A 13,060-nucleotide genomic window follows, 5' to 3' on the forward strand; every position below is an offset into this window, starting at 1 on the left:
CCTGCCGCCGGTGCGCGATCCGCAGCCCGGCATGGACGCCGCCGCTGAGACCGCGTATCTCCCGCCCGTGCGGGACCCGCAGCCCGGCATGGACGGTGCCGCCGCCGAGACGGCGTACCTGCCGCCGGTGCGCGATCCGCAGCCCGGCATGGACGCCGCCGCTGAGACCGCGTATCTCCCGCCCGTGCGGGACCCGCAGCCCGGCATGGACGTGTCCGCCGCCGAGACGGCGTACCTCCCGCCCGTGCGGGACCCCCAGCCGGCGCCCGGCGCCGCCGCCGAGACCGCGTACCTGCCGCCCGTGCGGGAGGCCGAGCCGCAGGGGGCCGGGGCCGAGTGGTCGCCGCCGACGCTCGGCGGGAACACCCTGCGGGCCGTCGACCCCGATCAGGCGCGCGCCGAGGGGCGGTCGCCGATCATCGACCCGGGGCCGCAGTCGGCCATACTGACCGCCGCCCTCGGGCTGGTGCTGGCCGGGTCGGCCGCGCTGGGCCATTACGCGCTGCTGGCGCCGCTGATCGCCCTCCAGGCCCTCACCGCCGCCGGCTGGTTCCGCCTCAACGGCATGTGGCCGGCCCGCCAGGGCATCGCCCTCGCCTTCGCCGGAGCCCTCGTCGCCGACGGCGCGGTGCTCGCGGTGGACGGGACGTACGGGCCCGGCGCCATCATCGGCACCCTCGGGGTGTGGGTGCTGCTCACCCTGGTCCTCCAGCTGCGCAGCCACGCCGACCCCGACGAGCGGATGTACGGGCTGATGGCCTCGGTGGCCTCCGCCGCGCTGTCCATCGCCTGCGCCGGGTTCCTCGCGGCCGACGGGGCCGCGGTGAGCACGGGGGCGGCCGCCGTGGCCGTGGCCGTCTTCGCGCGGGCCCTGCCGCTGCCGACCGTGCCCTCCGTGGGCGTCTCCCTGGCCGCCGCGGCCGGTGCGGGCATCGCGGTCGGCGGGCTGACCGCGCTGGGCGCGGCCGGGGCGCTGGTCGGCCTCGTGGCCGGCGTGTGCGCGCTGGTCGGGCTGCGCGTGGCGGCGTACGACTACCCGTCGAAGTTCGTCCACATGACGGCCGGTGTCGCGCTGCCGCTGGCGGTGGCGGCCCCCGCCGTCTACCTGATCGGCCGGGTGGTCGGCTGAGGGCCCGTGGGCGGGCCGGGCGCCGGGGGAGACGGCGCTCACAGGCCCGCTCACGGCGCTCCGACCACGATCATGGTCCACTAGAACGCACGTACTGATGAGTGAGTGGGGGAGGGGCGCGTGCGTTTCCTGCGTTTCATAGTGATCGTCGCTGTGGTGCTGGGGGGCCTGTTCGTGGGGGCCGACCGGTGGGCGGTCGGCTACGCCGAGGACCGGCTCGCCGAGCGCATCCAGTCCCGCCAGGGCCTGGCGGGCAGCGCCGAGGTCGACATCCACGGCTTCCCCTTCCTCACCCAGGCGCTCAGCCACGAGCTGGAGCAGGTCGACCTGAAGCTGACGGGCGTCGACGCGACCGCCGACGGCCGCAAGACGCGGCTGTCGGAGCTCGACGCCAGCTTCCACGACGTGAAGCTGAACGGTGACTACACCGGCGGCTCCGCCAAGCGCGCCGAGGGCACCGCGCTGATCTCGTACGAGGACCTCACCAAGGCCTCCCAGACGGGCGCGACCCTGACGTACGGCGGCCAGCCGGGCAAGCTGAAGGTCACCGCGACGGTGGACTTCTTCGGCAAGCCGATCACCCGCAGCGTGATCTCCACCGTCGCGCTGGTCGACGGGAAGGAAGGCTCCGGCGGCAAGATCGTCCGGGTCCGCGCGGACTCCGTCCCCGGCGAGGGGATACCGGGGATCGAGACCGCGATCCGCAAGCGGACGGACTTCGACCGCCGCATCGACGACGGCCTCCCGGCGGGGCTGAAGCTCTCCGCGCTGACCTCGGACGCGGCCGGCGTCCACCTCACGCTGACCGGCACGGACGTGAGCCTGGCCGGATCGTGAGACAGCGCGGTCCGATCCGCAGAAGGACGGGCCGCACGGACAGCCCCCGGAGGTCGCGAGGCGGCCTCCGGGGGCTTTCTCATCCCGCCATTCGGACGATCCTGTCTCGCCATATGACACGCCGGTGACAGGGCGGCCGATTCCTCCCTACGATCCTGGCTATGAAGCATCAGCAGGCGGACCTCACGAAGCGGCGGGCAGTAGACCTGTGTCGCGTCGCCGCCATGCTCTGTCGCTCCATGTGAGGCGTGAGCCTTCCCGCTCCGCCGGCCGGACCGACGGCCCTTCAATCCCGCGTGACCGCACCGCACCGCCCTGCCTCCTGCCCCTGACGCCTCCCCGCGCAGGGCCTGAAGAGCGACACCCGGAACGGCGCACGCACAGCAACGCCAGCCCCACCGCAGTACCAGCACAGCCCCGCCGCACACTGCCCCGGAGGAGATCACCATGAGCCGCAGCGACGTCCTCGTAGACGCCGACTGGGTCGAGGCCCACCTGAACGACGCCAACGTCGTGATCGTCGAGGTGGACGAGGACACGTCCGCGTACGACAAGAACCACATCAAGAACGCCGTCCGGATCGACTGGAAGAAGGACCTCCAGGACCCGGTCCGCCGCGACTTCGTGGACCAGGAGGGCTTCGAGAAGCTCCTCTCCGCCAAGGGCATCTCGAACGACGACACCGTGGTCCTCTACGGCGGCAACAACAACTGGTTCGCGTCCTACGCCTACTGGTACTTCAAGCTCTACGGCCACCAGGACGTCAAGCTCCTCGACGGCGGCCGCAAGAAGTGGGAGCTCGACTCCCGCGACCTGGTCGACGGCAAGGACGTCCCGAACCGCCCGGCCACCGCGTACAAGGCCAAGGCCCAGGACACCTCCATCCGCGCCTTCCGCGACGACGTCGTGGCCGCGATCGGCTCCCTGAACCTGGTCGACGTCCGCTCGCCCGACGAGTTCTCCGGCAAGCTGCTCGCCCCGGCGCACCTCCCGCAGGAGCAGTCGCAGCGCCCCGGCCACGTGCCGAGCGCCCGCAACATCCCGTGGTCGAAGAACGCCAACGACGACGGCACCTTCAAGTCCGACGAGGAGCTCACCGCCCTCTACGAGGCCGAGCAGGTCGACCTCGCGAAGGACACCATCGCCTACTGCCGCATCGGCGAGCGCTCCGCGCTCACGTGGTTCGTGCTGCACGAGCTCCTGGGCCAGGAGAACGTCAAGAACTACGACGGCTCCTGGACCGAGTACGGCTCGCTCGTCGGCGTGCCGATCGAGCTCGGCCCGAACAAGTAATCCCGCCGCCGGGCACGCGACGCCCGGGCGAAGGCAGCCACGGCAGCCACGGCAGCAGAACCTCTCTAGGACAGGACAGAGAACATGTGTGGAGCACAGATCGGCGGGCCCGACCTCGCGACGCTCAAGCCCGGTGAGACCGCGATCCAGGGCCAGGTGACCAAGGACGGCGAGCCCGTCAGCGGCTACGTGCGGCTGCTGGACTCGACCGGCGAGTTCACCGCCGAGGTCCCGACCTCCGCGACCGGCCAGTTCCGCTTCTACGCGGCCACCGGCTCGTGGACGCTGCGGGCGCTGGTGCCCGGCGGCCAGGCCGACCGTGCCGTCGTGGTCGCCGAGGCCGGCGGCGTGACGGACGTCGCCATCGCGGTCTGATCACCGCACTGCGATACCGGCCGAAGGGCCGCACCCCAGGGGGTTGGACGCCACTGGACGGGGTGCGGCCCTTCGCGCCGTCCGGACCCTTGTATCGGTACGGGCCGGCCCTAGGCTGGAGGTATGTACGCCCGGCGTCGGCGCGCCTACTTCCTGCTCATGGGCGCATGCCTGTTCCTGTTCGTCTCCGCCTGGTCCTTCGTACGCCTCATCTCGGTCCCGGCGGCGGTCGCGCTGTGCGTGGTCGCCATGGTCATCCCGCCGGTCGCGGCCATGGTCGCCAACCGGCGCGGGCCCGACGACCGCTGGTGGGACGACCCTTCGGGGGATCCGAAGTCCGACGAGTGGTGGGACGAACTGGACGGGAAACGGCGTCCCCCCGAGGATTGAACGCGTTCGAGATAAAAGCGTAATAAGGATGCGCACAACGGCTCCCGACCCCAGGGTGTCTTGGATGTGCGCGGGCGAACGACCCCGCGCCTCCAGGTCTGTGGGGGGACCCCTTTGGAACACGAACAGCCGCCGCCGCGCGCTCCGCGCCGCCGTGGCCGCACCACCGCCCTGATCGCCGCCGCTCTCGTCCTCGGCGCCCTCGCCGGCACGGTCACCGGTTACGCGATCCAGTACGACCGTAAGCCCACGCCCCTGCCGCCACTGGCCCAGCAGAAGCTGGACACGCCGAAGGCGCTGGCGCCGAACGACGCCACGACGGTCAAGACGATCAACGCCAACCGCTGGCACAAGAGCGACGGAGACCTCACCGAACTGCTGATCGAGGCGCCGGCCGGGGCGAAGGTCGACTTCGACGGGTACGACACGCTCGACGCCTACGCGACGACCTTCGAGAACCCGAACGGCGCCGTGCGCGACTTCGTCAAGGACGGGCTGCGACGCCTCGCCATACGGAGGTGGACGCAGGGCGACGTCCGCGTGGAGGTCCAGCTCGTGCAGTACCGCGACTACTCCGGTGCGGACCGCCACTACCGGGAGCAGTCGAACTACATGCCCAATAAGGACTTCGCGGGCAACGGCGGCATCGCCGTCCCCGGCGTCTCCGCGGGGCTGGGACACGTCTGGGTCTACTCGGACACCACCAAGGAACCCGGGTACGCCCCGGTACGGGAGGCCCGCGCCCTCGTCCGCCGGGGCGACATCGTCCTGGACCTCTTCTACACCGACGAGCGCGGCGGGCAGATTGCCGAGAGCGACGTCCTCGACCTGGCCAAGCGACAGCTGGAGCGACTGTGACCGAGCCCCAGACCGAGCCGCAGGCCGAGCCCCAGGCCGTGGCGGACGAGGCGTCGGAGAGCCCCGCGCCGGCGGCGGGCCGCCGGAAGAAGGTCCTCCTCTCCGCTGCCGCCGTGGCGGCCGCCCTCCTCGTGGGCGGCGGGGTGTGGGCGGCCTCCGCCCTCGCCGACGCCGACCGCACCGCGCCGACCGCCTACTGGGTCGAGGCCGGCGGCAAGCTGCCCGAGGCCGAGCACCCCGCGCCGGTGCCGGGCAACGATCTCACCTCCAAGCTCCTGCCGGCCCCGTCCGGTTTCGAGCCGGGGCCCGATCTCCCCGGTGACGGGAACGACTTCTACGTGTCCGGGGAGAAGGCCGTCGAGGGCTTCAAGGAGGCCCGCAAGGGCCTGTCCGGTTCGGAGCGCAAGAAGCGCGACGAGATGCTGGCGGACCTCAAGCTCAAGGGCCTGGCCGGCCGGAGCTACGCCTCCACCGGCATGGTCGTCGAGATCCGTCTCATGCAGGCCGACCCGAAGGCGGTGGGGGTGTTCGCGGACGTCTCCAAGAAGATGCTCGCCGTCATCGGCGACGACCGGGACGCGCCGACGGTGGACGGCTACCCGGATGCCAAGTGCACCCGCATGAGCGTGGGCGACGAGAAGAAGGGGGCGGTCGACTCCTTCTACTGCGTGGCCGTCCAGGGCGACGTGATGGTCAACTTCCGCGCGTACGGTCCCCAGACGGCAGGCCTCTCGAAGACGGAGGCCACCAGCCTCCTCAGGAACCAGCTGTCCCGCCTGAAGTCCCCCGGGGAGTCCGTGTGACCGAGCAGAACACCACCGTCGACCCGGCACTGGCACCGGTGACCTCCGAAGCCCCGGCGGCCCCCGACGCACCCGTGCCCGCCCCGGCGAAGGACCGCCGCGCGCTGCGCGCCGTCCTGCGCTGGACCGCCGCCGTCCTCGTCTTCGCCGCCGCGGGCGCGGGGACCGCGTACGGGATCACCCGGGCCGAGCGCACCGACGTCCCCGGCCTGTCCACGAAGAGCGACGGCCGCTGGACCTACCCGGCCCTGGCCAAGCCCGCCCTGCCGCCGGGCGCGCCGGTGCCCTTCGCCGTGGACAACCCGGAAGGCATCCACTACGCCGGCCTCACCCAGCTCCTCCTGCCCGCCCCCGTCGGCTCCGCCCCCGACCCCGGGCTGAAGCTGGAGAAGGACTCGGCGGTCACCGTCGACGCCTTTCTGGAGGAGTACGACCCCGCCGTGCGCGAGAAGCTGAAGCAGGGGTTCGCCGACAACGGGCTGCGCCAGATCGCGGCCCGCGGCTGGACCACCCCGGACGGCACCCGCACCCGCGTCTACCTGCTGCGCTTCCACGCCTCGGGCTTCGCGGACACCTTCACCGGCTGCGGCACCGACCTCAACGGCGTCAAGGGCATCGAGACGGACCGGGGCTGGGACGAGGCCCACAAGGCCCAGCCCGCCCCCGAGCCAGACGGCATCACCGTCCTCCAGGAAACCGTCCCCTTCGGCGACGAGCAGACCAGGGTCGGGTGCGTCCAGTCGGGCGACGTCCAGGCCCTGATCCTCCAGAACCGCAAGGGCGGGGCCGCAGCCGTCCCGGTCCACCAGGCGGTGGTCCTCCAGAGGCAGCTGCTGAGCTGAGCCCGCAGGGGCCGGTTCGGCCTACCTCACACCGTGCGCCGGTCCCCGGGCCAGTAGGCTTGGGGACCGGCCCGTCCACCCGCACCGAATCCTCCGAGGAGCACCCCGTGCTTGAGGCAGTCTTCACCTCCCTGCTGGTCCTGGTCTGCGTCGGCGTCCTCGCCTTCACCGGCCTGGCAGTCAAGAAGCTGTACCAGGGTCAGCGCTAACCGCCGACCGCCCCGGAACCCCTCCCACAGATCGCCTGAGCAGCCAACCATGATCCAGATCCCGTCCGACCTGAACCCGGGCCTCGTCCCCCTCGCCTTCCTCCTCGGCACCTGGGAAGGCGCCGGCGTGTTCGACTTCCCCGGCGAGGAGAAGTGCAACTTCGGCCAGGAAGTCGTCTTCAGCCACGACGGCCGGGACTTCCTGGAGTACACCTCCCGCTCCTGGGTCCTCGACGCCGACGGCAACAAGGTGCGCCCGCTGGAGTCCGAGTCGGGTTACTGGCGCATCGACAAGGACCGCAAGGTCGAGATCGTCATGGTCCGCGACCAGGGCGTGGTCGAGGTCTGGTACGGCGAGCTCGCCGACCAGAAGCCGCAGATCGACCTCGTCACCGACGCGGTGGCCCGTACGGCCGCCTCCGGCCCCTACAGCGGCGGCAAGCGCCTCTACGGGTACGTGAAGAGCGACCTGATGTGGGTCGGCGAGAAGGCGACCCCCGAGGTCGAGCTGCGCCCGTACATGTCGGCCCAGCTGAAGAAGGTCGTCACCCCGGAGGAGATCGCCGACATGGCGCGCAACCTCCCCGAGCTCCCGGAAGACGGCATCGCCTTCTTCCGCTGAGCCCGCCGGCAGCGATGAAGGGGACCGCGGCAGGGCCGCGGTCCCCTTCGCGCGCTTACACTGGCCGGGTGGTGACCACCGACTGGAAGAGCGACCTGCGGCAGCGCGGATACCGGCTGACACCGCAGCGCCAGCTCGTGCTGGAAGCGGTCGACGCCCTGGAGCACGCCACCCCCGACGAAATCCTCGTCGAGGTGCGCAAGACGGCCTCGGGCGTCAACATCTCCACCGTCTACCGCACGCTGGAGCTCCTGGAGGAGCTCGGCCTGGTCTCGCACGCCCACCTCGGGCACGGGGCCCCCACCTACCACCTCGCCGACCGGCACCACCACATCCACCTCGTCTGCCGTGACTGCACCGAGGTGATCGAGGCCGACCTGGACATCGCGGCCGACTTCACGGCGAAACTGCGCACCACCTTCGGCTTCGAGACCGACATGAAGCACTTCGCCATCTTCGGCCTGTGCGAGCAGTGCGCCGCCCGGCGCCGCGCCGCCGCGACCGAGACCCCCGGGGCCGGCAAGCGCGAGGCCTAGCGCCCCCGGTGCGCCCTGGGGCCGCGCGGGCGGGGTCGTAGGCTTGGTGGCATGACCAGCAGCCCCTTGCTCCATCTTCCCGGCGCCGTAGCGGCCGAAGGCCGTGACGAGGGCGTCGCCGCCCACTACGGAGAGCTCTACGGCGAACAGCGCGCCCTCGCCGACGGCCGAGGCTTCGTCGACCTCTCCCACCGCGGAGTCGTCACCGTCACCGGCGCGGACCGGCTCAGCTGGCTGCACCTGCTGATCACCCAGCACGTCACGGAACTCCCGCCCGGGCAGGCCACCGAAGCGCTGATCCTCTCCGCCAACGGGCACATCGAGCACCAGCTCCTCCTCGTCGACGACGGCGAGACCACCTGGCTGCACGTGGAGCCCGGCACCCAGGAGGCGCTGATCGCCTACCTGGAGTCGATGAAGTTCTTCTACCGCGTCGAAGTCGCCGACCGCACCGCCGACTTCGCCGTCGTCCACCTGCCGGCCGGCTCCATCGCCGAGGTCGCCAAGGAGCACGTGGTCCGCGAGACCCCGTACGGCCGCGACGTGTTCCTCCCGCGCGCGGAGCTGGAGGCCTTCGCCGCCGCGCACGGCCCCGCCGCCGGGCTCCTCGCGTACGAGGCGCTGCGCGTCGAGGCGCACCGGCCGCGCCTGGGCCTGGAGACCGACCACCGCACCATCCCGCACGAGATCGGCCTCATCGGCACCGCCGTGCACCTCCAGAAGGGCTGCTACCGCGGCCAGGAGACCGTCGCCCGCGTCCACAACCTGGGGAAGCCCCCGCGCCGCCTGGTTTTCCTCCACCTGGACGGCTCCGAGGTGGTGCTCCCCGCGCACGGCGCGCCCGTACGGCTCGCCGCCGACGGCGAGGACGGCCGCCAGCTCGGCTTCGTCACCACCGCCGTACGCCACCACGAGCTCGGGCCGATCGCGCTCGCGCTCGTCAAGCGGAACGTCCCCGTGGACGCCCCGCTGCTGGCCGGGAGCACCCCGGCCGCGCAGGAGGTCGTCGTAGCCCCGTAACGGCTGCCGCGCCTACACGTCGATGACGATGGTGAACGGGCCGTGGTTCGTCAGCGAGACCCGCATGTCCGCGCCGAACCGGCCCGTCGCCACCGTCGCGCCCAGCGCCCGCAGCTGCGCCACGACCTCGTCCACCAGCGGCTCGGCCACCGGCCCGGGCGCGGCCGCGTTCCAGGTGGGGCGGCGGCCCTTGCGGGCGTCCCCGTACAGCGTGAACTGGGAGATCACCAGCAGCGGCGCGTCCACGTCGCTGCAGGACTTCTCCGCCTCCAGGATCCGCACCGACCACAGCTTGCGGGCCAGTACCGCCGCCTTCTCCGGGGTGTCGTCGTGGGTCACCCCCACCAGCACGCACAGCCCCTCGCCGACGATCTCGCCGACCGTCTCGCCGGCCACGACGACGCTCGCGCCGTCCACCCTCTGCACCACTGCTCGCATACCACCTGTGTACCAGGCGTGCACCCGTCCGGGGCCGATCGGGTGGTGTGGGACTGCGTCCGCACCACGGAGAGTGGCACCATGCACGCAGGCGGTGCCCCCAGCACCGGTCGAGGGGACGGACACGAAACGATGAACACCTCTGGTATCTCTGCACCTGCACCCGCGTCACCCGGCGACGCGACCGCGACCGCGGTACGGCCGCCCGCGCAGCGCACCGGCGACCCCGAGGGGCTGACCACCCCCGCCGCCGCGCTCGGCCTGCCCGAGCTGCGCGCGCTGCGCCGCGACGCGCAGCGCGACGAGGCCGACCTCAGCTACGTCCGCAGACTCCTGCAGGGCCGCATCGACATCCTGCGCGCCGAGCTCGCCCGCCGGACGGACCCCGAGGCGCCGGTGGTGGACCGGCTCTCGGAGATCCTCGCCGACGCCCCGTCCAGCCGCAGCGCCTCCGCCCGGCACGTCACCCTCGGCACCCCGCACAACGAGGAGTTCCGGCGGCTGGCGGCCGAGATGCTGTCGGACGTGGAGCTGTCGGACCTGGACGCGCGCACGGACGCCGAACTGCACGAGGCGATGGCCCGGCTGGTCCGCTACGAGCAGCAGGTCTCGCGGCGCCGCCAGCAGCTCCAGCGGACGGCGGACGACTCCAGCGCGGAGATCACCCGGCGCTACCGGGAGGGCGAGGCGCAGGTGGACGACCTGCTGGCGTAGCGGCGGCGGTGCCGGGCGGGCGGGCGGAAATTCGGGCGACCGGGTCCGGTTGGGCCGTTAGCGTGACCGGATATGAGTGCTGACATCCGGCCGATCGCCGAATCCGAACTCCCCGAGTGGCTGCGGGCCGTGAACACCGGCTTCCTGCAACCGTCGCCGTTCTCCGAGTCCGATGTCGCCCAGCGGGCCAAGTACACGGACTTCGCCCGCACCCAGGGCGCCTTCGACGCCGTCACCGGCCGCTGCGTGGCCACCTTCCGCTCCTTCGCCCAGGAACTGACCGTCCCCGGCGGGGCGGCCGTCCCCTCCAGCGCCGTCACCAACGTCAGCGTGTCGCCCACCCACCGCCGCCAGGGCCTGCTGACCCGGATGATGGCCGCCGAACTGAGGGCGGCCAAGGAACGCGGCGAAGTGGTGTCCACGCTGATCGCCGCCGAGTACCCGATCTACGGCCGGTACGGGTACGGGCCCGCCACCGCCACCACCGAGTGGGAGATCGACATCGCGCGCAGCGGCGTCGACCCGCGCTGGTCGGGTCCCGGGGACGGGGGCCGCATCGACCTGATCGACGTGTCCGAGGCCCGGGAGACCGGACCCGCGCTGCACGAGCGGATGCGGGCGCTCTCGCACGGCACGGTCAGCCGCAACGCCCGCTGGTGGAACGTCGTCACGGGTGTGGAGCAGCAGTTCGCCGCCCGCTCCTACAAGGACAAGTTCTACGCCCTGTACCGGGACGCGGCGGGCGAGCCGGCCGGTCTCGCGATGTACTCGGCCGACGAGCACTGGACGGACGAGAAGCTGCCGCAGAACACCCTCTTGGTCAGGGACCTGATAGCGGTGACCCCGGAGGCCGAGCGGGCCCTGTGGCGGTTCCTGTGCTCCATCGACTGGGTGCTGAAGGTCCGCACCGGCTACCGCGCGCCCGACGACGTCGTCCCGCTGCTGCTGCCGGACCCGCGTGCGGCCCGGCCGGTCACCACGGCCGACTTCCTGTGGCTGCGCGTGCTCGACGTCGAACGGGCCCTGGCCGCACGGAGGTACGCCGTGCCCGGGGTCCTCGTCCTGGAGGTGACCGACGAGGCCGGGCTTGCCGACGGGCGCTACCGGCTGGACGCGGAGACGGGCGGCTGCGCGCGTACGGTGGAGCCGGCCGACCTGCGGCTCGACGTGTCCGTGCTCGGTTCCCTGTACCTCGGTGACGAGTCGGCGGTGCGGCTGGCGGCGCTGGGGCGGGTGACGGAGGAGCGGCCGGGTGCGGTCGCGCTCGCCGACGCGGTGTTCCGCACCGCGCGCCGGCCGTGGTGCCCGGATGTCTTCTGAGGGGATGGGACACGTGACATCGATCGTGGAACGGCTGCGCGCGGCCGGCTGCGTCTTCGCGGAGGAGGAGGCCGAGCTGCTGATCGCGGCCGCCTCCGACGACGGTCAGCTGGCGGGCCTGGTGGCGCGCCGGGTGGAGGGGGAGCCGCTGGAGCACGTGGTGGGCTGGGCGGAGTTCTGCGGGCTGCGCGTGGAGGTGGGCGCGGGGGCCTTCGTACCGCGCCGGCGCAGTGAGTTCCTGGCGGAGGAGGCGGTGGCGCTGGCCCGGCCGGGCGCGGTCGTGCTCGACCTGTGCTGCGGGGTGGGCGCCCTCGGTGCGGCCGTGGCCTCCCAGGTGCCGGGCGGGGTCGAGCTGCACGCGGCCGACATCGACCCGGCCGCGCTGGCGTACGCCCGGCGCAACGTGGCCCCGTACGGGGGCGCGGTCTGGGAGGGCGACCTGTACGCGGCGCTCCCGGCGGAGCTGCGCGGGCGGGTGGACGTCCTCGTGGTCAACGCCCCGTACGTGCCGACCGAGGAGATCGGGCTGATGCCGCCGGAGGCCCGGGTGCACGAGCCGCTGGTCTCCCTGGACGGGGGCGCGGACGGTCTGGACGTCCACCGGCGGGTGGCGGCGGAGGCCGCGGCCTGGCTGGCCCCGGGCGGTCACCTGCTGATCGAGACCAGTGCCCGGCAGGCGCCGCTGACGGCGTCGGCCCTGACGGCGGGGGGTCTCGCGGTGCGGGCGGCCGCCTCGGAGGAGCTGCACGCGACCGTGGTGATCGGCCGCGCCCCGGTGGCGTAGGGGGTGTCCGGCCCTGATCGGCCGGACACGTCCTGGGCTTCGCTACGAGGCGAGGCGTTCGGCGAGGAAGTCCTCCCAGGTCCGCTCGCCCAGCACCGCACCGTCGAGGGAGAGGTTCTCTCCGGCGCGGTAGGCGCGGCCGGCCTTTCCGGGCATCCGGACGGGCATCATCAGGCGGCGCTTGCCGCGCGCCCGCAGGTAGTCGCGGCTCAGGTCGCCGAGGGTGTGGACGGTGGGCCCGGCGAGGTCGGGGACCAGGCCGGCGGGCCGTCCGAGGGCCAGTTCGACGAGGCGGGCCGCGACGTCGCGGGAGTCGACGGGCTGCCAGCGCACCCCGCCGGGGACCGGGACCACGGGCAGCTTGGCCAGCTTCTCGGCCACGGTCAGGGCCAGTTCGTGGAACTGGGCGGCGCGCAGCGTGGTCCAGGGCAGCCCGGACCCGGAGACGGCCCGTTCGGCGTCGAGCTTGGTCTTGAACCAGCCGAGGGGGACCGTGTCGGCGCCGATGACGGAGATCAGGACGAGGTGGCGGACCCGGGCGGCCTTCGCGGCGCGTACGAGGTGGCGGGCGGCGACGTCGTCGCCCTTGGCGCCGCCGGCGAGGTGCAGGACCGTTTCGACGCCGTCGAGGGCGGCGTCGAGGCCCTCGTCCTTGAGCAGGTCGCCGCCCACGTAGGTGACGCCGTCGGCAGCGGGGCGGGGGCTGCGGGTCAGGACGCGTACGGGGACGCCGGCCTCGCGCAGGAGCGGTACGACGAGGCTGCCGAGGGTTCCGGTGCCGCCGGTGACGAGGAAGGGGCTGGTGGATCCGGTCGTGTCCGTCATCTGACTCATCTCCGATCGATGGGACGGGAGTTGACGTCCCTGGCTTGAACCCGTTCGATTTCTCG

General features: G+C 72.6%; 17 protein-coding genes. 15 read left to right on the top strand and 2 right to left on the bottom strand.

Annotated features, from left to right (window positions below; all coding sequences use genetic code 11):
- Nucleotides 1–31 precede the first annotated feature (31 nt).
- The 12 genes from AB0F18_RS06300 (at nt 32) to AB0F18_RS06355 (ending at nt 8,914) form a co-directional block, all read left to right on the top strand.
- Nucleotides 32–1,129, top strand: a complete 1,098-nt coding sequence (locus tag AB0F18_RS06300) for a hypothetical protein (RefSeq protein ID WP_362055723.1) — start codon at nt 32–34, stop codon at nt 1,127–1,129.
- A 120-nt stretch (nt 1,130–1,249) separates the two neighbouring features.
- On the top strand, nt 1,250–1,966 hold the full coding sequence (locus AB0F18_RS06305) for a DUF2993 domain-containing protein (protein WP_362055555.1): 717 nt from the start codon (nt 1,250–1,252) through the stop codon (nt 1,964–1,966).
- 161 nt (nt 1,967–2,127) lie between these two features.
- The gene (locus AB0F18_RS06310; protein ID WP_350206375.1) at nt 2,128–2,211 is read left to right on the top strand and encodes a putative leader peptide; all 84 of its coding nucleotides are present in this window, start codon (nt 2,128–2,130) and stop codon (nt 2,209–2,211) included.
- 202 nt (nt 2,212–2,413) lie between these two features.
- Entirely contained in the window at nt 2,414–3,259 is an 846-nt protein-coding gene (locus AB0F18_RS06315; RefSeq protein WP_362055557.1) for a sulfurtransferase, read from the top strand.
- An 84-nt stretch (nt 3,260–3,343) separates the two neighbouring features.
- Nucleotides 3,344–3,634 (top strand): DUF1416 domain-containing protein, encoded by a 291-nt coding sequence (locus AB0F18_RS06320; protein WP_045950396.1) that lies wholly within the window; start codon nt 3,344–3,346, stop codon nt 3,632–3,634.
- Nucleotides 3,635–3,757: 123 nt separating this feature from the next.
- Complete coding sequence (locus AB0F18_RS06325; protein ID WP_362055559.1) at nt 3,758–4,024, top strand: DUF3099 domain-containing protein; 267 nt, start codon at nt 3,758–3,760, stop codon at nt 4,022–4,024.
- 114 nt (nt 4,025–4,138) lie between these two features.
- Nucleotides 4,139–4,882, top strand: coding sequence for a hypothetical protein (locus AB0F18_RS06330; protein ID WP_362055561.1), 744 nt, complete (start codon nt 4,139–4,141; stop codon nt 4,880–4,882).
- Complete coding sequence (locus AB0F18_RS06335) at nt 4,879–5,685, top strand: hypothetical protein (protein ID WP_362055562.1); 807 nt, start codon at nt 4,879–4,881, stop codon at nt 5,683–5,685. The genes AB0F18_RS06330 and AB0F18_RS06335 overlap by 4 nt, the downstream gene beginning before the upstream one ends.
- Nucleotides 5,682–6,527 (top strand): hypothetical protein, encoded by an 846-nt coding sequence (locus AB0F18_RS06340; protein ID WP_362055564.1) that lies wholly within the window; start codon nt 5,682–5,684, stop codon nt 6,525–6,527. The genes AB0F18_RS06335 and AB0F18_RS06340 overlap by 4 nt, the downstream gene beginning before the upstream one ends.
- A 258-nt stretch (nt 6,528–6,785) precedes the next feature.
- Complete coding sequence (locus AB0F18_RS06345) at nt 6,786–7,358, top strand: FABP family protein (RefSeq protein WP_362055566.1); 573 nt, start codon at nt 6,786–6,788, stop codon at nt 7,356–7,358.
- A gap of 68 nt (nt 7,359–7,426) precedes the next feature.
- Nucleotides 7,427–7,894 (top strand): transcriptional repressor, encoded by a 468-nt coding sequence (locus AB0F18_RS06350; protein WP_362055568.1) that lies wholly within the window; start codon nt 7,427–7,429, stop codon nt 7,892–7,894.
- A gap of 51 nt (nt 7,895–7,945) precedes the next feature.
- A complete protein-coding gene (locus AB0F18_RS06355; RefSeq protein ID WP_362055570.1) occupies nt 7,946–8,914 on the top strand; it encodes a folate-binding protein in 969 nt (322 codons plus the stop codon).
- A gap of 12 nt (nt 8,915–8,926) precedes the next feature.
- Here AB0F18_RS06355 and dtd read toward each other — a convergent pair whose 3' ends face one another.
- Nucleotides 8,927–9,352 (bottom strand): D-aminoacyl-tRNA deacylase, encoded by a 426-nt coding sequence (gene dtd, locus AB0F18_RS06360; protein WP_042801357.1) that lies wholly within the window; start codon nt 9,350–9,352, stop codon nt 8,927–8,929.
- A gap of 132 nt (nt 9,353–9,484) precedes the next feature.
- On the opposite strand from dtd, the gene AB0F18_RS06365 reads away from it, so the two are divergent.
- The 3 genes from AB0F18_RS06365 (at nt 9,485) to AB0F18_RS06375 (ending at nt 12,170) form a co-directional block, all read left to right on the top strand.
- Nucleotides 9,485–10,066 (top strand): AmfC protein, encoded by a 582-nt coding sequence (locus AB0F18_RS06365; protein WP_362055572.1) that lies wholly within the window; start codon nt 9,485–9,487, stop codon nt 10,064–10,066.
- Nucleotides 10,067–10,138: 72 nt separating this feature from the next.
- Nucleotides 10,139–11,386, top strand: a complete 1,248-nt coding sequence (locus tag AB0F18_RS06370) for a GNAT family N-acetyltransferase (RefSeq protein ID WP_362055574.1) — start codon at nt 10,139–10,141, stop codon at nt 11,384–11,386.
- A 4-nt stretch (nt 11,387–11,390) separates the two neighbouring features.
- Nucleotides 11,391–12,170: a putative protein N(5)-glutamine methyltransferase gene (locus AB0F18_RS06375; RefSeq protein ID WP_362055576.1), complete on the top strand. Its 780-nt coding sequence runs from the start codon at nt 11,391–11,393 to the stop codon at nt 12,168–12,170.
- 42 nt (nt 12,171–12,212) lie between these two features.
- On the opposite strand, the gene AB0F18_RS06380 is transcribed toward AB0F18_RS06375, so the two are convergent.
- Nucleotides 12,213–12,995, bottom strand: a complete 783-nt coding sequence (locus tag AB0F18_RS06380) for an NAD(P)H-binding protein (RefSeq protein ID WP_362055578.1) — start codon at nt 12,993–12,995, stop codon at nt 12,213–12,215.
- Nucleotides 12,996–13,060 lie beyond the last annotated feature (65 nt).

Source organism: Streptomyces sp. NPDC029216 (assembly GCF_040648015.1).
Classification (GTDB): domain Bacteria; phylum Actinomycetota; class Actinomycetes; order Streptomycetales; family Streptomycetaceae; genus Streptomyces.